The 18,990-nt window shown below is 41.4% G+C and carries 17 protein-coding genes and 1 pseudogene; 3 read left to right on the top strand and 15 right to left on the bottom strand.

Features of this window, described 5'->3' with window-relative positions; translation table 11 throughout:
- Positions 1–68: 68 nt before the first annotated feature.
- The 3 genes from msrB to ccdA2 are packed head-to-tail and all read right to left on the bottom strand — an operon-like array spanning position 69 to position 2,478.
- On the bottom strand, positions 69–1,181 hold the full coding sequence (gene msrB, locus FQT28_RS04200) for a peptide-methionine (R)-S-oxide reductase MsrB (RefSeq protein WP_143989513.1): 1,113 nt from the start codon (positions 1,179–1,181) through the stop codon (positions 69–71).
- A gap of 9 nt (positions 1,182–1,190) precedes the next feature.
- On the bottom strand, positions 1,191–1,754 hold the full coding sequence (locus FQT28_RS04195) for a redoxin family protein (protein WP_000759264.1): 564 nt from the start codon (positions 1,752–1,754) through the stop codon (positions 1,191–1,193).
- A gap of 13 nt (positions 1,755–1,767) precedes the next feature.
- Positions 1,768–2,478 carry a thiol-disulfide oxidoreductase-associated membrane protein CcdA2 gene (ccdA2, locus tag FQT28_RS04190; protein WP_143989512.1) on the bottom strand — a complete coding sequence of 237 codons (711 nt, stop codon included), beginning with the start codon at positions 2,476–2,478 and terminating at the stop codon, positions 1,768–1,770.
- A 143-nt stretch (positions 2,479–2,621) separates the two neighbouring features.
- Between ccdA2 and FQT28_RS04185 the strand changes: the two are divergent.
- Positions 2,622–2,759, top strand: a pseudogene (locus FQT28_RS04185) (transposase); the annotation flags it as partial.
- Positions 2,760–2,840: 81 nt separating this feature from the next.
- Here FQT28_RS04185 and FQT28_RS04180 read toward each other — a convergent pair.
- The 7 genes from FQT28_RS04180 to FQT28_RS04150 all read right to left on the bottom strand — a co-directional run bounded on the left by FQT28_RS04180 (position 2,841) and on the right by FQT28_RS04150 (position 12,735).
- Positions 2,841–3,701: a methionyl aminopeptidase gene (locus tag FQT28_RS04180; protein WP_125448936.1), complete on the bottom strand. Its 861-nt coding sequence runs from the start codon at positions 3,699–3,701 to the stop codon at positions 2,841–2,843.
- A 15-nt stretch (positions 3,702–3,716) separates the two neighbouring features.
- Positions 3,717–4,994 (bottom strand): CBS-HotDog domain-containing transcription factor SpxR, encoded by a 1,278-nt coding sequence (gene spxR / locus FQT28_RS04175; protein ID WP_125448934.1) that lies wholly within the window; start codon positions 4,992–4,994, stop codon positions 3,717–3,719.
- Complete coding sequence (locus FQT28_RS04170; protein ID WP_125448932.1) at positions 4,987–5,538, bottom strand: GNAT family N-acetyltransferase; 552 nt, start codon at positions 5,536–5,538, stop codon at positions 4,987–4,989. The genes spxR and FQT28_RS04170 overlap by 8 nt, the downstream gene beginning before the upstream one ends.
- 15 nt (positions 5,539–5,553) lie before the next feature.
- The gene (locus tag FQT28_RS04165; RefSeq protein WP_125418012.1) at positions 5,554–6,813 is read right to left on the bottom strand and encodes a UDP-N-acetylglucosamine 1-carboxyvinyltransferase; all 1,260 of its coding nucleotides are present in this window, start codon (positions 6,811–6,813) and stop codon (positions 5,554–5,556) included.
- 159 nt (positions 6,814–6,972) lie between these two features.
- Positions 6,973–8,478 (bottom strand): pyruvate kinase, encoded by a 1,506-nt coding sequence (gene pyk, locus FQT28_RS04160; protein WP_143989511.1) that lies wholly within the window; start codon positions 8,476–8,478, stop codon positions 6,973–6,975.
- A gap of 66 nt (positions 8,479–8,544) precedes the next feature.
- The gene (pfkA, locus tag FQT28_RS04155; RefSeq protein ID WP_000820881.1) at positions 8,545–9,552 is read right to left on the bottom strand and encodes a 6-phosphofructokinase; all 1,008 of its coding nucleotides are present in this window, start codon (positions 9,550–9,552) and stop codon (positions 8,545–8,547) included.
- An 81-nt stretch (positions 9,553–9,633) separates the two neighbouring features.
- A complete protein-coding gene (locus FQT28_RS04150) occupies positions 9,634–12,735 on the bottom strand; it encodes a DNA polymerase III subunit alpha (protein WP_125448929.1) in 3,102 nt (1,033 codons plus the stop codon).
- A 166-nt stretch (positions 12,736–12,901) separates the two neighbouring features.
- On the opposite strand from FQT28_RS04150, the gene FQT28_RS04145 reads away from it, so the two are divergent.
- Positions 12,902–15,175, top strand: a complete 2,274-nt coding sequence (locus tag FQT28_RS04145) for a Xaa-Pro dipeptidyl-peptidase (RefSeq protein WP_125448927.1) — start codon at positions 12,902–12,904, stop codon at positions 15,173–15,175.
- 16 nt (positions 15,176–15,191) lie between these two features.
- Entirely contained in the window at positions 15,192–15,662 is a 471-nt protein-coding gene (locus FQT28_RS04140; RefSeq protein WP_001043006.1) for an arginine repressor, read from the top strand.
- A gap of 55 nt (positions 15,663–15,717) precedes the next feature.
- Here FQT28_RS04140 and FQT28_RS04135 read toward each other — a convergent pair whose 3' ends face one another.
- The 5 genes from FQT28_RS04135 to FQT28_RS04115 all read right to left on the bottom strand — a co-directional run bounded on the left by FQT28_RS04135 (position 15,718) and on the right by FQT28_RS04115 (position 18,990).
- Complete coding sequence (locus tag FQT28_RS04135) at positions 15,718–15,891, bottom strand: hypothetical protein (RefSeq protein WP_000502572.1); 174 nt, start codon at positions 15,889–15,891, stop codon at positions 15,718–15,720.
- A gap of 9 nt (positions 15,892–15,900) precedes the next feature.
- Positions 15,901–17,211, bottom strand: a complete 1,311-nt coding sequence (gene obgE, locus FQT28_RS04130; RefSeq protein WP_125448925.1) for a GTPase ObgE — start codon at positions 17,209–17,211, stop codon at positions 15,901–15,903.
- 70 nt (positions 17,212–17,281) lie between these two features.
- Positions 17,282–17,416, bottom strand: a complete 135-nt coding sequence (locus tag FQT28_RS04125; protein ID WP_000863854.1) for a DUF4044 domain-containing protein — start codon at positions 17,414–17,416, stop codon at positions 17,282–17,284.
- Positions 17,417–17,459: 43 nt separating this feature from the next.
- Positions 17,460–17,651 carry a PspC domain-containing protein gene (locus FQT28_RS04120; RefSeq protein ID WP_068981976.1) on the bottom strand — a complete coding sequence of 64 codons (192 nt, stop codon included), beginning with the start codon at positions 17,649–17,651 and terminating at the stop codon, positions 17,460–17,462.
- Positions 17,652–17,673: 22 nt separating this feature from the next.
- Entirely contained in the window at positions 17,674–18,990 is a 1,317-nt protein-coding gene (locus tag FQT28_RS04115; RefSeq protein WP_038806168.1) for a glycosyltransferase family 4 protein, read from the bottom strand.

Genomic DNA, 18,990 nt, shown 5'->3' with positions numbered 1-18,990 from the left:
TCTGCTCCTTTGTCACTTACTAGTATCAGTATAGCAAAATTCTCCTCTAACTGCTTAGGAAAGACTTCTTAATCAACATAATCTAGTAAATAAGCGTAGCCTTTTTCTGCCATTTGGTCTTTGGGAATAAAGCGGATAGAAAGACTATTGATACAGTAGCGCAAGCCCCCCTTGTCCTCTGGTCCATCTGTAAAGACATGGCCAAGGTGAGAATCTCCAGCTCGACTTCTCACTTCCATGCGTGTCATATTGTAAGACTTATCTTCCTTGTAGGTGGCAACATCTGGGCTGATGGGTTGGGTGAAGCTAGGCCAGCCACAACCAGACTCAAACTTGTCCTTTGATGAAAAGAGAGGTTCGCCAGTAGCTACATCCACATAGATACCGGATTCAAATTTATCCCAGTAGCGGTTTGAAAAAGCTCGTTCTGTTTGATTTTTCTGGGTAACTGCATACTCCTCAGGTGACAAAGTCTTTTTCAATTCTTCATCACTTGGTTTAGGATATTTGCTGGCATCGATGACGGGATAGGCAGCTTGATTGACATTGATATGACAATAGCCATTTGGATTTTTCTTTAGGTAGTCTTGGTGATAATCCTCAGCCACCACAAAATTCTTCAAGTTTTCCTTTTCAACTGCCAGAGGTTGGTCGTATTTCTTAGCTACCTCATCAAAGACTTGGTTGATTACTTCCAAATCCTTGTCATCTGTGTAATAAACACCGGTACGATACTGGGTCCCCACATCATTTCCTTGTTTATTTTTGCTGGTTGGATTGATAATGCGGAAGTAATGAAGCAGGATTTCCTTAAGGGAAATTTGATTGGCATCATAGGTAACATGGACAGTCTCTGCATGTCCTGTTTGGTTAATCAATTCGTACTTGGTTGTTTCCCCTCTACCATTTGCATAGCCTGAAACGGCATCTGTCACTCCGGGAACGCGTGAGAAGTATTCCTCCACTCCCCAGAAACATCCCCCAGCTAGATAAATTTCGTGCAAGTCTGCGTCTTTACTCACTTCTGTTTTTTTCACTGTTTTTCCTCCTTGGCTAACTGATGCTTTCTCAATTTGCGAGCTATCTGTCGGCCCTGCATTTCGCATCAATAGAAAATAGAAACCGGTTATGGCTAGGAAAAAAATCCCTGCCAAGACAAACAATTTTACTTTATCATTCATGGCCTTTCTCTACCCCATTTCTTTCAATGTTTTTAAAATCATATCCTTATCCATAAAACCTGGTTGCGTTTTAACCAGTTTTCCTTCCTTGTCTATAAAGGCTTGAGTTGGGTAAGAACGGACACCATAACTTTCCAAAAGTTTACCTGATGGGTCAATTAGAACTGGGAAGTTTTTATAATCCAAACCCTTGTACCAGTTCTTAAAGTCTGCTTCTGCTTGTTCACCTTTGTGTCCAGGAGAGACCACTGTCAAGACCACATAGTCGTCTCCAGCATCCTTAGCAATTTCATCCGTATCTGGAAGGCTGGCTAGACAGATGGAACACCAAGAAGCCCAGAATTTAAGATAGACTTTCTTGCCCTTGTAATCAGACAAACGATAGGTCTTGCCATCTACACCTGTCAGTTCAAAATCAGCGACTGCCTGACCTTTAGTCGCAGTTTGCGAGCTGACTTGTTCTGTTTTGGTTTGCTCCTTCATAGTAGACTCGTCTGACATGTTTTTAGCCGAACAGGCTGCCAAGCAACAAATTGAGCCTACTCCAAGGAGACATGTTTGCCATTTTTTCATTTCTTTTTCCTCTCTATTCAAATAATGTAGTCAAAATGGAAGCATTTCCCAAAAGCACCAAAATTCCCATCACGATAATGAGGAAACCACCTACTTTTTTGAGGGTTCCGAGATAAGGATGGAGTTTTCGGAAATGTTTCAAAACATAGCTGGAGGCAAGAGCTAGAGCCAAAAATGGTAGCGCTAAGCCCAGCGTGTAAATCAACATGAGACCAGCACCCTGCCAAGCTCCTGAACCACCTGAAGCCGCCAAGGCCAAAACAGACCCCAGAACCGGCCCCACACATGGCGTCCAAGCAAAACTAAAGGTTAACCCCAGTAAAAATGCCTGACTATAGCCGTTAGCGTTTTGACCCTGTCTCTTTAATTGTAGCCTTCTTTCCTTGTAAAGTCCCTGCAAATGTAAGACTTCCATCTGGTGCAAGCCCAAGAGAATGATAACCGCACCCGTCACATACTGAAACCAAGAAGCATAAAGCAAATTGCCTAAAAAATCAGCTCCATAACCCAGTAAGATAAAAACAAAGGAAATCCCCGCTATAAAGACCAGAGTTCGCACTAAACTAACAAGTGAGATTGAAATTTTTCCGCTAGAAGCCTGAGCATCATTCTTATCATCCAATAAGACTCCTGCATAGACTGGCAACAAGGGTAAAATACAAGGAGAAAAGAAGGAAAGAATTCCAGCAAGAAAAACACTGATAAAAAAGATTACATTGTCCATTGCCTTCCTCCATTCTTTGATTTGATAGGACTATTATAGCTTCAAAACTCCAGGAAAAACAGGGACAATGATAGGGAAAAATAGGAATTTAATCAGTTTATTTAGAAATCTGGCACAAAAAAGTCCCATAAGATTTATAATGAAAAGCGACTAATAACCTCATTAAACTCATCAAACGAAATGCCTTTGGTTTTCGGAACTTTGAGAACTTCAATAAAAGGATTTTCATCGCTCTCAACATCAAAAAAGAAAGGACGAAATTCGTCCTTTCTCGATCTTAGCTGACTTCAACCTACTACAGTTGACAAAGAGCTGATTTTTTCTGTCTAACTTTTTGGGGGCGGTACGAGCTCCCTTCATTTTTAATAAGTTCCTTCTTCACCTTGGCTAGTCAAGATAACTGGACCGTCTTTGGTAATCACGAACTGGTGTTCATATTGGCAAGACAGGCCGCCATCTATAGTCTTATGAGCCCAGCCAGTCTTCATATCTGTATCAATTTCCCAGTCACCAGTATTAATCATGGGTTCAATGGTTAGTACCATTCCTTCACGGAGACGGAGTCCACGGCCTGCAATACCGTAGTTAGGAACCATTGGCTCTTCATGCATTGTTGGACCAACACCATGACCAACCAAATCACGAACGACACCATAACCGCGACTTTCAGCGTATTCTTGAATGGCTGCACCGATATCACCGATACGATTGCCAACAACTGCTTGCTCAATTCCTTTATACATAGCTTCCTTGGTCACGTCCATCAGGTTTTTCACTTCTTCAGACGGTGTACCAACCGCATAAGCCCAACATGAGTCTGCTAAACCACCAGTATAACTTTGGGTGTATTTTTTCATTTGCTCAACATTGTTGAAGTTGAGTTTAGATACATTGAGGTCAGATTTGGCAATCGGGCCACCCAGTACCATGTCAACCTTGAGCAAATCGCCATCTTTCAAGATGTGATGACGTGGAAAAGCGTGAGCCACTTCGTCATTGAGAGAGCAACAAGTGGCATAGGGGTAATCCATGACAGCACCATCCACACCAATCTGTAAAGGAAGGAAATTCTCCTCTTTACAACGTCGACGAACGTACTCTTCAACTTCCCACATATCCACGCCTGGCTTAATCAAATCACGTAAGCCGATATGGATACTTGCTAGGAAATCACCAGCCTTGTCCATGGCTTCGATTTCACGTACTGATTTTAAAGTTATCATTTTTTCTCCTAGATTCTAATTAATTTTAACCGTAATATTTGCTTTTGAAACAATCTGATGACCATGATAAATATCATAATCAATAATAGCTGAACGTCTCGTGTGGTGAATAATCCGAGCCTGAATCCGCAGAGTATCATCTATCTGTACAGCCTGCAAGAAATAAATCAACATCTGTTCAATGATGAGATTACGTCCACTATTGACAACGAGGTCTTGGGTCATATGGTTGAGGATTTCAGCCAAGACTCCATTAGCAAGGACACCATTTTTCTCCAGCATGAAGGGCTCAACAGTAATAACGACTTCATCATGATGATAAGAGAGTTTTTGCCCGATTTGCTCTGAGAAGGTCGGCAAAGCAGAAACTTGGGAACGGCTCATCTTTTCCATGACATCTCGTCGTGTTACGACACCGAGCAAGGTTTGGTTACTTCTGACAACGGGAACCATCTCAAAATCTTCTGCAATCATTCGTTGACTGACATTGGCAATATTGGTCGCTAATCCTGTTACAAAGATACTACGTGTCATCACCTTATCAATCGTCGTGCTGGGGGATTTATCTCCTGCGTCACGCATGGTAACAACTCCCACAACCACTTGGTGTTGGTTAATAACTGGGAAACGACTACTTCGATTCTTGCGTACCAAGTCTAGATAATCTTTCACTGTGTCTGTTTCTCTTAAGAAACCATACTCATGACTTGGACGATAGAGCTTTTCAACTGTTAAAATATCTGTCTTAATCTGCACATTTGACAAAGCTCTATTGATCATGGTCGCCACTGTAAAAGTATCATGCTTGCTTCGTAAAACAGGAATACCCTTTTTATTGGCAAGAGCTAGTACATCCTCGTGCACATGAAAACCACCCGTTACAAGCACCGCATTTTCATTTTCCAGAGCTAAAAGTTGAATTCGAGTACGGTCACCTACGATCAAAAGACCACCATCATGGAGATAGGACAGGATATTTTGCTCTGTCATAGCCCCAATGGAGAATTTACTAAACTCTCTCTCAAGCCCTTCCTGACCAGCTAAAACTTCAGAAGAGGTGACTTCAGCAATTTCAGCATAGGTTAGCCGCTCAATAGCCACTTTCTGGGACTTGACTCGTATGGTTCCACTACGTGGCCGAGTTTCAACGATGCCACGATTTTCAGCTTCTTTGATAGCTCGGTAGGCTGTTCCGTCACTAACACCTAGGTGATTGGAAATACTGCGTACACTAACTCTCTTCCCAATTGGTAACTCTTCCAGATAGGACAAAATTTCCTGGTGTTTACTCATTGAATTCTCCTTTTATGTTTCGAAATTCAAGATAGTCCCTCATTTTTCGTGTATAGCGATCGCTTCCCTTAAACTGTCGGACGAGGCTAAAGCCCGATTTTAAGGCTACTTTTTGACTAGCTTGATTTTCCAAATGAGTGATGATGGATAATTGTTTTAAACCAAATTCTTCAAAGGAAAGCTGACAAAGCTTGGTAACCACTTCTGTCATAAAACCTTGTGACCAAGCATCTTTATTTAAGAAATAACCAATCTCTGCTTCTTTTTTGATTTCATCGATTTTTTCAAATTTAATGGAACCAATCATTTCCTGATTTCCTTGGAGACAAATAGCCCAAACCCCTAGAGGATTCTTCATAAAATAGTTAGCAAGGGCGTACTGACTTTCTTCCAAACTTGCTTGACTGGGAAAAATAAACTGTAAATTCTCAGGGTTTGAAGCAATCTCGAAAAACGCTTGACTGTCACTAAAAAAGAAAGGACGCAAATACAAGCGCTCCGTTTCAAAAAAAGAAAACATTGCTAATTTGGTCCAAATATTCATAATCACCTCAACGGCTTAGTCTTCAACGAGTGTAATATCCGCTCCAAGACTACGCAATTTTTCAATAATATCTGAGTAGCCACGAAGGATAAACTCAATATTCGTAATTTCAGTCTGGCCTTGAGCCATCAAGCCAGCGATGACAAGTGCAGCACCAGCTCGCAAGTCTGTAGCTTTTACACTTGCCCCGTGTAACTTACGACCACCGTTGTAGATAATGTGATCATTTGTAGTCGTAATATCCGCATCCATTTTTGCTAACTCAAAGACATGATTAACACGTTTCTCATAAATCGTATCAATAATGGTTCCACGACCTTGAGCAGTTAGTAAAAGTGGCGTGATAGGCTGTTGCAAATCGGTTGCGAACCCTGGATAGGGAGCTGTTTTGATATTAATGGCCTTCAAACCAGACTGTTCTTCAACGAAGATACTGTCTTCTGAGACTGTCATACGGACGCCCATTTCCTCTAGTTTGGCGATAAAACCTTCTAAGTGTTCATAGAGAACATTGTTAATGCGAATTCCTTTTCCTACCGCTGCAGCAAGTGAAATATAGGTTCCAGCTTCGATACGGTCTGGGATTACTTGGTGACGCGTTCCATGAAGTTTCTCGACACCATCAATAATGATAATATCAGTCCCTGCACCACGAATATGGGCCCCCATGTTGTTCAAAAGGGTAGCAACATCGATAATTTCTGGTTCACGAGCCGCATTTTCAATGACAGTGCGTCCCTTAGCTTTAACCGCAGCAATCATGGTGTTAATCGTTGCTCCAACGCTGACGGTATCCATGTAAATACTTGCGCCATGAAGTCCCTTACCTTGGGCAGATAAATTCATATTATCTCCCTCATAGCTGACCTTAGCACCCATGGCTTCAAATGCTTTTAAGTGAAGGTCAATCGGACGAGGTCCCAGATCACATCCACCAGGAAGTCCAACTGTAGCTTCACCAAAGCGACCTAAAAGACTTCCGTAGAAATAATAAGAAGCACGCAAGCTATTAATCTTACCATAAGGCATAGGAATATTTTGAACACCTCTTGGATCAATCTCCAAGACATCATCATAACGCTTAACAGTTGCCCCCATAATCTCCATAATTTCGACAAGACTAGCAACGTCTGAAATGTCTGGAACACAATCTAAAGTGACAATATCATCTGATAAGATAATAGCTGGAATAAGTGCTACAACACTATTTTTAGCACCACTAATGGTGATCTCACCTTGCAATGGACGTCCACCATTGATGACAATTTTTCTCATGTTTTACTCTTTCAAAATTTACTAAAAAGGTCTTTTCGTTCTATTATACCATAATTTTCATTTTTTTCCCATTCCTATTGATTAAACATTCTATTTCGATAAAAAAAGACCTATCACACAAGCGATAAAGCTTGATATGATAGGCTTTGTAATGTTAGATTAGCGTACAGTGCGGATGCGCATTGTGTTTGTACGAACAGCTTCGCCAAGTGGTACACCTGCAACGATAACAATATCATCACCAGATTCTACCAAACCTTGCTCAACTGCAATTCTTTCAGCGAGATCAAACATATCATCAGTGTTTGATGGGCGATCAGTGGTTACTGGAATAACTCCCCAGTTAAGCATCAAACCACGCTGAGTCAATTCATCGAAAGTGATTGCCAAGATATCAGCATCTGGACGGTATTTAGAAATCAAACGAGCAGTGTGACCTGTCTTAGTAAGAGTAACCACCAACTTGATATTCATAGAATTTGTCGCATCCTTAACAGCTGAAGCCATAACCTCAGTCTTAGAATTACGTGACAAGTTAACAGATGACAAGCGACCGTATTCTTTTAAAAGAGTTTGAGCATTCTTGTCAATTGTTGCCATTGTACGAACAGACTCAAGTGGATATTTACCATTTGCAGACTCACCTGAAAGCATTGTAGCGTCGGTTCCGTCGATAACAGCGTTAAACACATCTGATACTTCTGAACGCGTTGCACGTGGTTTTTCAGTCATAGTTTCAAGCATGTTTGTTGCTGTGATAGCGACTTTACCTGCCGCGTTCACTTTAGTGATGATCATTTTTTGGTAAACTGGAACCATTTCGAATGGTACTTCAATACCCATGTCACCACGGGCGATCATGATACCGTCAGCAGCTTCAATGATTTCATCCAAGTTGTCAATACCTTGTTGGTTTTCGATTTTAGCGAACAATTGAACGTGACCGTTACCAGTTTCTTCACAGATTGCACGAACTTCGTTAACGTCTTTTGCAGTACGGACGAATGAAATCGCGATGAAGTTAATACCTTGTTCAAGACCAAAGCGGATATCATCGTTATCACGTTCAGCAAGAGCTGGGAAAGGAATTTTAGTGTTAGGGATGTTTACACCTTTTTGTTTAGCGATAACACCGTCATTTTCCACTTCAACTACAAATTCACGAGTTGCATCGTCTTTTTCTACAACGCGAAGACCAAGTTTACCATCGTCAACCAATACTTGGCGACCAACTTCAACGTCATCATAGATGTCAAGAGCACCAGCAACGTTCAAAGCAATCACTTCACGAGTTGATTTGATTCCTTGTTTAGTTGCAACACGGATTTTTTCACCAGTTTTGTATGAGTACTCTTTAGCTTCACCTTCGAACAATTCAGTACGGATTTCTGGTCCTTTAGTATCAAGAAGGAAACCAACTTTTTTACCTGCAAGTTTTTCTGCAAGTTTAACAGTTGCCATACGTTCACCTTGTTCTTGGTGGTCACCGTGTGAGAAGTTGAAACGGAAAGTGTTAGCTCCCGCTTCAATCAATTTAGCAATGTTTTTTGCTGAAGCTTCAACGTCAAGTTTTTCACCCCAGTATCCGTCTTCACCGAATTTTTTACCACCACGGATTTCAACCGCAGGACCTAAAGTTGCAACGATTTTTACACGTTTGTTCATGATTTTTGTGACTCCTTTATATAATTCGACCTTTTATGGTCATGTTACCAAATTAATGAAAGTTGATTAGGACAAGCTCTTGTTCAAATCAGAAAGTTCAAGATCAGCTTTATGAGGGTTGTTAACAACGATCTTACCATCAGCTGTTAAGCTAAACAAAGCTCCTTCTTCTGCTGTACCAAGGATTGGATTCTCAACCATTTTTTCGTTACGGATACCAACAGCGACACCACCGATTCCTTGTTTAAGGAGTTTAACAGCGTGTGCCCCCATGCGTGATGCCAATACACGGTCACGCGCAGTTGGTGATCCACCACGTTGGATGTGACCAAGTTCTGTTACACGAAGGTCACTAGTGTCTCCTGCTTCTTTTAGTTTTTGACCAAATTCAGCTGCTGACATAACACCTTCTGCCAAAACGATAATGTTGTGTTTTTTACCGTGCTCATAACCAGCTTTGATACTAGCTACGATATCTTCCATCTTGAAGCCTTCTTCAGGGATGATAATTTCATCAGCACCAGTTGCGATACCAGCCCAAAGAGCGATATCACCAGCGTTACGTCCCATTACTTCAACAACGAAAGTACGACGGTGACTTGATGATGTATCACGAATCTTATCAATCGCATCCATTGCAGTCGTAACTGCAGTATCAAATCCGATTGTAAAGTCAGTACCTACGATATCGTTATCGATTGTACCTGGAAGTCCAATAGCAGGGAATCCATGCTCAGTCAAGCGCATAGCTCCATGATAAGAACCATCACCACCGATAACTACGACTCCTTCGATACCGTGTTTTTTCAATTGCTCAATCCCTTTAAGTTGGCCTTCAAGTTGTGCAAACTCAGGGTAACGAGCAGAATGAAGGAAAGTACCACCACGAGAAATGATGTCTCCTACTGAAGCAGCATCAAGCGGATAAATTTCACCGGCAACCATACCTGCGTATCCATCATAGATACCAAAAACTTCCATTCCTTCTGAGATTGCTTGGCGAACTACTGCACGGATGGCAGCATTCATACCAGGGGCGTCTCCACCACTGGTCAAAACAGCAATACGTTTCATTTGGTTTATGCTCCTTTTTCTTTTAACATTCTTACTGATTATACCACATTTAAATCGAAAATTCTTCTATTTTCCGTATTTTTAGCGATAAATCGTTTTCATAGCAATTCCCTCTAATTTTTCCTCTAGAGCAGAATCTTTTCTTACAAAATGTTGTGTAGAAACAACCGTTTTTCCTTCCTCTTCATACCTGATAATGACAGGGATTGGGCCTTTGTATTGTTCTAGGATATTTGAAATCTCTTTATCATTTTCATGATTTTTAACTTGAATCCAGAATCGTTCAGCGACTGCTTCTTTCAAATCTTGTGCAATCATTTGCAGACGACCATCTCGAGATTGAATCTTCCCATTGATATAGTAAAATTTCCCTTCGGATAGGATGGGGGCGAATTTTCGATACTGATCCGAAAATACAGTCACATCCATCCGAGACTTACTATCATGAACCTGTAGAAAGGCCATATTCTCGCCCTTCTTGGTTCGAATCACCTTTAGTTTTTGCACTTCAACTAGAAGGGTTGCTTGACTCCCCTCAGTGAGAGTAGCAATGGGTGCCGTTGGATAAAGGGCTTGTTTGGCAAGTGTTTGCAAAGGATGAGCACTGATACCAACCCCGATTAGTTCCTGCTCCTTGTAAAATTTCTCTGCTTCCGTAAAATCATCCGCCTCAGTCCAGCTATAGTTTGTATCTGCAAAGAGTCCGCCTAACTCCTCAACAAAAACAAATAAGTTTGGTAGGTTCACTAAGATTTTCTGACGATTCTTGTCAAATTCATCAAAAAGCCCTAGTTCAACCAAAGGAGTCAAAAGCGACAGTTTCTTGTAATTCTTGGGAAGACGTGTGACGAAATCTTCCACACTTGAAAAAGGACGATTTTCGATGATCCAGTAAGAAAAATCTCTTGGCATGCCCTTAATAGCTTTTAGACCAAGATAGATTTTCTTCTGAGCAATTTTATCGTGATAGGGAATGCTATTGATTGCTAACGGGGCTACTTCAAAGCCCATCTGCAATGCATCCACAATGTAATCGCTACTGGAATAATTCAACATGACTTGGAAGAAAATAGCAGGATAATGCGTCTTGAAATAAGCAAGCTGAAAAGCCAGGGCTGAGTAGGCATAAGCGTGGGATCTGTTAAATCCATAGCCTGCAAACTTTTCCATCACTGCAAAAACTTGATTGGCCTTTTCTTCTGTATGCCCCAATTTCATAGCTCCCGTGATAAAATCTTCCTTCATCAAATGCATCTCTTTAGCATTTTTCTTACCCATGGCTCGTCTGAGAATGTCAGCTTTACCAAGACTGAAACCTCCAAAGCGCTGAGCTACCTGCATGACTTGCTCTTGGTAGAGCATAATACCGTAGGTTGATGACAGAATGTCCTCCAAGACAGGATCCAGCACCGTCACCTTTTCTTTGCCGTGCTTACGAGCGACAAAATTATCAATATAATCACTAGCTCCTGGTCTGTTGAGCGAGGTTGTGGCTACTACCTCTTCAAAGACTTGTGGCTGAACTCGTTTCAACAGTCGGATGGCTCCAGGTTGTTCAAATTGGAAAATCCCCTTGGTATTTCCAGCAGCAAAGAGGGCCAGAGTTTCTTTGTCTTCCAAATCAATCTCTTCGATTTTTAGATGAATACCTTCTGAGTCAGCCAGTACTTCCTGCATTTTTTGTACAAAAGTTAGGTTACGCAGACCTAGGAAATCCATTTTTAAAAGGCCATTAGATTCAACACCATGAGCATCATACTGGGTTATCAGCATATCCTCACCGTATTTGAGCGGGATATAGTCTGTCAGATCTTGGTCACTCATAACGACACCAGCTGCATGGATAGAGGTCTGACGAGGATACCCTTCAATCTTTCGAGCAATCTCAAAAGCTTTTTGGTATTCAATCTTACTATTGATAACCTGCCTAAACTGTAAATTCTTTTCATAGGCTGTCGTTAGCGTATCTCGAAAACTGATTTTTTTCGTAATATTGGTTAATTCGTACTCTGGAACACCATAGCGTTTGAAAACATCACGAATTGCCTGTTTTGCTCCAAAGGTCGAATAAGTGACAATCTGCGCAACGTGTTGGCTGCCATAGCGATCACGGACATAACGAATGAACTCTGGTCTATAGAGGTCAGGAATGTCGATATCGATATCGGGCATGGTGTAGCGCTCACGATTTAAAAAGCGTTCGAAAATCAGATTCTTTTCAACCGGGTCAATTCCTGTGATATCAAGTGAATAAGCCACCAGACTACCAACCGCAGAACCACGCCCCATTCCCATATAGTAGCCTTGGGAACGTCCAAAACGGAGCAAATCCCAAACTACAAGGAAATAATCGTCAAATCCCATATCATGAATCACAGCCAACTCTTCATTCAGTCGCTCACGATAGATAGCTGAGGTTAGCCCCTTGTCACTCAAGCCTTTCTCAGCTCTCTCTCTAAGTTCTTCTACCGCTGGTTTTTCAGGATTAAAGCGAGGGAGTTTTAAACTTGGGTCGATTTGATAGCTTACATTCTCTATCAGACCTTGGAGATTGGCAAGCGCCTGAGGGAAGCGATTTTTAAACCGTGCTTCCAAGTCTGAGGCTGGTAAAAAGATTCCTTGTTGTGAATGCAGATCCACTTCTCTTAGGCTGACATTATCCTTGACTGCTGACAAAATTTGCAAAACTTGAATATCTTCTTTTTCAAAAGAATTGACTTGATACAGTGGAAGAATGGGTCTGGTAAAAACTTCTTGAGGAGTATCTGGACTAACACCGATATAATAGTCATAGCCTAAATCTAACTGTTCGATCCCCTCAAAATAGGGAACAATAATGGCCACATCCTCGAGGTGGGGGGTGAAGTCAGACCAATTTTTCCGTCCAGTCATTTTTAAAGTGGATAACTTCATCAACTCTTGATAACCTTTAGTGGATAGGGCTAGAAAACGAAGAGAAATATTGTCCTCATCTTTGACCAAGGTCATTTCTAGACCAATTAAAGGTTGAATGCCATGCTTACGAGTTGCTTCTAGAAAATGATAGGCTCCATAGAGATTATCCACATCCATGATAGCAAGGTGAGAATAGCCGTATTCTTTAGCCATTTGTACGTATTTTTCAATTGAAACCACACTTTCCATAAAACTATAAACAGTCTTGGTGTCGAGTTGTGCAATCATTTCTTCTCCTCCTTGCTTTAGATATAGTACTATTATACCATTTTAAAAACTAGAATGAAAAGGTAGAAGATCATTCCTTTTAAAGTGACTTCATCACAGGCCAACAATATCTTTTTTACCTTATTTTTGATATACTAAATTTAGAATATTTCTAAAGGAGAGCGCCATGCGTTTTAATCAATTCAGCTATCTTCACGTTTCTCATTCGCAAGTTTTGCGCGAGTTATCCCAGCTTGGTGTGAGGTTGGCACCAGAACAAGCATCAAAAAAACAACTTGAACAATTTGTCCGCTGGAATTTTTTCACTTATAAAAATACCGACTATCCTTTGTCCGTCTTAGCAGCAGACAAGGAGACTGATCTCCTTACCTTCTTTCAGTCAGATTGTGACCTGACTCCTGAGATTTTTTATACTGTAGCTTTTCAACTTTTAGGATTTAGCTATCTTGTTGACTTTGAGGATGCCGAACAATTCCGTAAAGAAACTGGATTTCCTATTATTTATGGAGATTTGATTGAAAACCTCTACCATTTGCTCAACACTCGTACCAAAAAGGGAAATACGCTCATTGACCAGCTTGTTAGTGATGGACTCATTTCAGAAGATAATCACTACCACTACTTTAACGGTAAAAGCTTAGCAACCTTCTCTACTCATGATGTCATTCGTGAAGTCGTGTATGTTGAGAGCCGTGTGGATACTGATAAAGACGGACTCCCTGATTTAGTCAAGGTCAGCATTATTCGCCCTTGTTATGATGGACAAGTTCCTGCTCTTATGACTGCAAGCCCTTATCACCAAGGGACCAACGACAAAGCCAGCGACAAGGCTCTCTACAAGATGGAAGGGGTGCTTGAGGTCAAACCTGCCCACACCATTGAGCTTGAGGAGCCTGAGATTGATTTTGTCGAACCTCATGGTCAAGCAGAAGTCGTCTCAGAAGCTGAAGAAAAGCTATCTCACATCAATAGCTCATATACTCTAAATGACTACTTCCTCCCACGTGGATTTGCCAATCTCTATGTATCGGGTGTTGGAACCAAAGATTCTCAAGGGCTCATGACCAATGGGGACTACCAGCAGATTGAAGCATATAAAAATGTGATTGACTGGCTTAATGGCCGTTGCCGTGCTTTCACGGATCACACACGCAAACGTCAAATCAAGGCTGATTGGTCAAACGGAAAAGTCGCAACAACAGGTATTTCCTATCTAGGTACCATGTCCAATGGTCTCGCGACCACAGGTGTTGATGGCTTAGAAGTGATCATCGCAGAAGCAGGTATTTCCTCTTGGTATAACTACTATCGTGAAAATGGTCTGGTGACTAGCCCAGGTGGTTACCCAGGTGAGGATTTTGACTCACTTGCTGAGCTTACCTACTCCCGCAATCTCCTAGCTGGTGACTATATTCGTGCTAATGAAGCTCATCAAGCGGACTTAGAAAAGGTAAAAGAGCAATTGGATCGCAAGACTGGTGACTACAATCAGTTTTGGCATGACCGTAACTATCTGCTCAATGCTCACAAGGTTAAAGCTGAGGTAGTCTTTACGCATGGTTCTCAGGATTGGAACGTTAAACCACTTCACGTATATCAGATGTTTCATGCTCTTCCTGACAATATTCGCAAGCACCTCTTTTTCCATCATGGGGCTCATGTTTATATGAATAACTGGCAGTCAATTGACTTCCGAGAGTCCATGAATGCCCTCTTAAGCAAGAAATTGTTAGGACTTGACTCAAGCTATCAACTTCCTACTGTTATCTGGCAGGACAATATCGCACCGCAAAAATGGCAAGGTCTTGATGACTTTGGCAAACAGGATGAACTGCATACATTCTCTCTTGGAACTGAAGAAAAAGTGATTCAAAACCAGTATGATCAAAAGGATTTTGACCGTTATGGCAAGACTTACCAGACTTTCAACACAGAACTTTACCAAGGAAAAGCTAATCAGATCACCATTGACCTTCCAGTAAGTCAAGACATTCACTTAAATGGGCGAGTGGAGCTGAAACTTCGTGTCAAATCAAATACAAACAAGGGCTTATTATCAGCTCAACTGCTAGAACTTGGACAAAAGAAATATCTGCAGCCTTATCCAGCTGTTTTAAGTGCTAGAACCATTGATAATGGCCGTTACCACATGTTAGAAAATCTCTGTGAACTGCCATTTACTCCAAGCGCCCAACGTGTCATCACCAAAGGCTACCTTAATTTACAAAATCGAAATGATTTACTAACTGTTGAGAGCATAGAAGCTGAAAAATGGATGGAAATCCAATTTGCCCTACAACCTACGATTTACAAGCTGAAAAAAGGTGACACACTTCGCCTTGTTCTCTATACAACAGACTTTGAAATTACAATTCGAGATAATACAGACTATCACTTAACTATTGATTTAACACAGTCTTCTATCACCATCCCCTCATAAAAGGAGCCAGCCTCATATGAATAAATCTGAACATAGACACCAACTCATCCGTGCACTTGTAGCTAAAAATAAGATTCATACACAGGCAGAGTTGCAAGCTTTACTAGCTGAAAACGACATCCAAGTCACACAGGCCACTCTCTCACGCGATATCAAAACCATGAATCTATCAAAGGTTCGCGAAGCAGATCATTCTTATTATGTTTTAAATACTGGCTCCATCTCCAAGTGGGAAAAACGCTTGGAAAACTATATGGAAGATGGCTTGGTCATGCTACGCCCTGTCCAGCATCAGGTTGTCCTCAAAACCTTGCCAGGCCTTGCCCAATCGTTTGGAGCTGTTCTTGATGCTCTCAATTTTAAACAAATCATTGCTACCGTATGTGGTGATGATGTCTGCCTTCTTATCTGTGAAAACGCTGAAGAAGCACAGACTTGCTTTGAAATTCTTAAAAAATTTGCGCCACCATTTTTCTTCAATGACTAAAAAATTCCCCGTGATGAATACAATCACGGGGTTCTCTTTTATCAATAACGATAGGCTATTTTTCTTCTTTATCAGCCTTCTCATTGTCTTTTTTTTCTCGTGCCAATCGAAGAGCACGTTTGGGATTAAGACGATTAAACAATTCTTCTAGTTTCTTTTCATTCCATACATCTGCTGCAGAAACAAAATTCCCATCTGCATCTCGGAATGATATCGGTTTATCTCCCATATCAATCTCCTAGTCTACAAATTCAAACTCAAATTTACCGATTCGGACCAGATCTCCATCCTTGGCTCCACGCGCACGAAGGGCTTCGTCAACCCCCATACCACGAAGCTGACGAGCAAACTTCATGACAGACTCATCACGGTCAAAGTTGGTCATGTTAAAGAGTTTCATGAGTTTTTCACCAGAAAGAACCCATGTAGCATCATCGTCACGGCTAATTTCAAAGGCTTTTTCTTCCTCATCAAAGCCATAGTAAGCTTCTTCTTCCATATCAGACTCGTCATAGAGCAAGAACTCAGGAGTCTTATCCAACAATTCAGCTGTCGCATCCAAAAGGGGCGCCAAACCTTGCTTAGTCAAACCAGAAATAGGGAAGATTGCTGGAAGTTCTTCAAACTCATCGTAGTTTGCTGCCAACTTTTCCTTAAAAGTTTTTAGATTTTCCTGACTTTCAGGCATATCCATCTTGTTGGCTACGATGATCTGCGGACGTTCCATGAGACGAAGGTTATAGGATTCTAATTCCTTATTGATAGCAAGGTAGTCCTCATAAGGATCACGTCCTTCGCTAGCTGACATATCGATGACATGGAGGATAACTCGTGTACGTTCGATATGACGGAGGAACTGAGTTCCCAGACCGACTCCCTGACTAGCCCCTTCAATCAAACCTGGTAAATCAGCTACTGCAAAGGATTCACCTGATTGGGTACGAACCATACCTAAATTTGGCACAATTGTCGTAAAGTGGTAAGCACCGATTTTTGGTTTAGCTGAAGTAATGACACTAAGCAGAGTGGACTTTCCAACAGATGGGAAACCGACCAAGCCGACATCCGCCAAGATTTTTAATTCCAGTTGCAACTCACGTTCTTGACCTGGTTCTCCATTCTCAGAGATTTCAGGTGCAGGATTTTTTGGTGTCGCAAAACGGATGTTTCCTCGACCACCTCGACCGCCATGAGCCACGATAAATTCTTGACCATGTGCAATCAAGTCTGTAATGACTTTACCTGTTTCTGCATCACGTACAGTAGTCCCCTGTGGCACGCGAACACGAAGATCTTCTGCCCCACGTCCGTGCATTCCTTTAGTCATCCCTTTTTCACCGGATTCGGCCTTGAAATGGCGGTTATAGCGGAAATCCATCAAGGTACGCAAGCCTTCGTCTACAACGAAAACAACGTTACCACCACGTCCGCCATCGCCACCCCAAGGACCGCCATTCGGGACATATTTTTCACGGCGAAAGGCAACCATACCATCGCCACCATTACCAGCCTTGACCTTGATCTTGGCTGTATCTAAAAACATACTCATATTTTCTTCTCGCTTTAAAAAGGACTGGAAAATCCAGTCATTAGTTATTGTTTCTATCTTAGCAACTCGCTTAGAATCTGCTAAAAGCTCCAAGCGCAGTCGCAAAGATACCAGCAAGGGTTACAAACAACATAATTAGCACGACAAAAAGCGTTACTTTTTCAAACATTGTTTTTTTACGTTTTCCATTATCTCCAAAAGCCATTTGGACTCCTTTTCATTTCTCTTTGTTCTATTCTGTTTCTCTTTTAATATTCGCTAGAAACAGGTGCAATTACCCATAAAATCAAGTAAGCAAGTACCCCTGCCCCATAACAAAAGGCAAGAACCCCCCAAATCACACGGACAATAGTGGGGTCAATATCAAAATAGTGGGCTACACCTGCGCAAACGCCTCCAATTTTTTGGTCTCTACCACTTCTCATAAATCTTTTTGCCATATTTTATTCTCCTATATTTTTACTAATCTCTCCAGTAGTCTCGCATACTGGACAACTGTTTTTTAGACGCCTTCAGAATGCGTTTAGATTCTTTTACAGGTGCGCTGACTGCTTGTTGAGGGAGATATAAAATGGTCTTTAGAAAACGTTGACTCATTGGTTCTCCGTCAAGCAATTCTTGTTCAAAATTATTTGAAATAATAGCATCAAGATAAAACTCATGAACTCGTTTCCCAAAATTCTCAGCCGAAATCTCATACAACTTGTCAGATAATTTTTGCTCATCCATATCTGGAGTGGCGATCAAAGCCTCCAAAATGGCACCTGCAAGCTCCTGCTCTCCATAGTAGAGGGTTCCAAACATTTTGTCACTGATCAAATTATCCAGATAAGGATTGCCATGAGCGATGACAGGAGTTCCACTGGCTAGACTCTCTAGATAAGTCAAACCTTGGGTTTCACTAGTGGATGCAGAGATAAAGAAATCTGCCGCCTTGTAGTACAGGGCTGTTTCACTTGGGGCAATCATTCCAGAAAAAATCACCTGATCTTGAATTTGCAATTTGATTGCTTGTTCTTTCAGACTGTCCAAATAAGGACCGTCACCAGCAACAACCAGTTTCACCTTGTCTTCTTCTTTCAAAACCTGTGCAAAGGCGACTAGAACAGCTTGGATATTCTTCTCAAAGGAGATACGAGAAAGACTCAGTAACATTTTCTCGTCTTCTTTAATCCCAAGTTTAGATCGAAGGGAAGCTAAATTCTCTTCTTTAATCTCTGGTCGTTCGAATTTAGCTAGCTCAATACCAGTTGGGATAACCCGCTTTTCAACCTTGACTTTGTACTTAGATAGCAGGTCCCGAACAATCTCACTAGGACAAATCACTCCATCAACATCGTGAAGGAAGCCCCGTACCAGATATTTTACCATACTTGGCCGAATCAGCATCCCCTTCGCAATATAATGCACATAATCTTCGTACTGAGTGTGGTAGGTATGAATAACAGGAATTTTCAATTCTCGCGCAATCCAAATCCCTAGCAAACCTAGTGAAAACTCTGTTTGCGTATGAATGATATCTAGCTGATACTGTTTGGCAATTTCAAGTGCCTTTGTAAATCCACGATAAGCAAAACGTCGATCCTTAAATGCAAAGAAGGGAACACTCGGAATTCGGATAATTTGCCAATCCTCGTAGCGGTTCACATCCTTATCTGTTGTTGTAAAGATAAAAACTGCATGTCCTTGCTTTTCAAGCTCTGTCTTTAAGGTTCGAATACTAGTCGCAACCCCAGAAACCTGAGGGAAATAAGTGTCAGTAAATAAACCAATTCGCAT

It is taken from the genome of Streptococcus oralis, assembly GCF_901543815.1.
Classification (GTDB): Bacteria; Bacillota; Bacilli; order Lactobacillales; family Streptococcaceae; genus Streptococcus; species Streptococcus oralis_CM.
This window is presented reverse-complemented; position numbering and strand designations above follow the sequence as displayed.

Coding starts and splice junctions, on each gene's coding strand:
- msrB (WP_143989513.1), bottom strand. CDS start 1,181: ATGAATGATAAAGTAAAATTGTTTGTCTTGGCAGGGATTTTTTTCCTA.
- FQT28_RS04195 (WP_000759264.1), bottom strand. CDS start 1,754: ATGAAAAAATGGCAAACATGTCTCCTTGGAGTAGGCTCAATTTGTTGC.
- ccdA2 (WP_143989512.1), bottom strand. CDS start 2,478: ATGGACAATGTAATCTTTTTTATCAGTGTTTTTCTTGCTGGAATTCTT.
- FQT28_RS04180 (WP_125448936.1), bottom strand. CDS start 3,701: ATGATAACTTTAAAATCAGTACGTGAAATCGAAGCCATGGACAAGGCT.
- spxR (WP_125448934.1), bottom strand. CDS start 4,994: ATGAGTAAACACCAGGAAATTTTGTCCTATCTGGAAGAGTTACCAATT.
- FQT28_RS04170 (WP_125448932.1), bottom strand. CDS start 5,538: ATGAATATTTGGACCAAATTAGCAATGTTTTCTTTTTTTGAAACGGAG.
- FQT28_RS04165 (WP_125418012.1), bottom strand. CDS start 6,813: ATGAGAAAAATTGTCATCAATGGTGGACGTCCATTGCAAGGTGAGATC.
- pyk (WP_143989511.1), bottom strand. CDS start 8,478: ATGAACAAACGTGTAAAAATCGTTGCAACTTTAGGTCCTGCGGTTGAA.
- pfkA (WP_000820881.1), bottom strand. CDS start 9,552: ATGAAACGTATTGCTGTTTTGACCAGTGGTGGAGACGCCCCTGGTATG.
- FQT28_RS04150 (WP_125448929.1), bottom strand. CDS start 12,735: ATGATTGCACAACTCGACACCAAGACTGTTTATAGTTTTATGGAAAGT.
- FQT28_RS04145 (WP_125448927.1), top strand. CDS start 12,902: ATGCGTTTTAATCAATTCAGCTATCTTCACGTTTCTCATTCGCAAGTT.
- FQT28_RS04140 (WP_001043006.1), top strand. CDS start 15,192: ATGAATAAATCTGAACATAGACACCAACTCATCCGTGCACTTGTAGCT.
- FQT28_RS04135 (WP_000502572.1), bottom strand. CDS start 15,891: ATGGGAGATAAACCGATATCATTCCGAGATGCAGATGGGAATTTTGTT.
- obgE (WP_125448925.1), bottom strand. CDS start 17,211: ATGAGTATGTTTTTAGATACAGCCAAGATCAAGGTCAAGGCTGGTAAT.
- FQT28_RS04125 (WP_000863854.1), bottom strand. CDS start 17,416: ATGGCTTTTGGAGATAATGGAAAACGTAAAAAAACAATGTTTGAAAAA.
- FQT28_RS04120 (WP_068981976.1), bottom strand. CDS start 17,651: ATGGCAAAAAGATTTATGAGAAGTGGTAGAGACCAAAAAATTGGAGGC.
- FQT28_RS04115 (WP_038806168.1), bottom strand. CDS start 18,990: ATGCGAATTGGTTTATTTACTGACACTTATTTCCCTCAGGTTTCTGGG.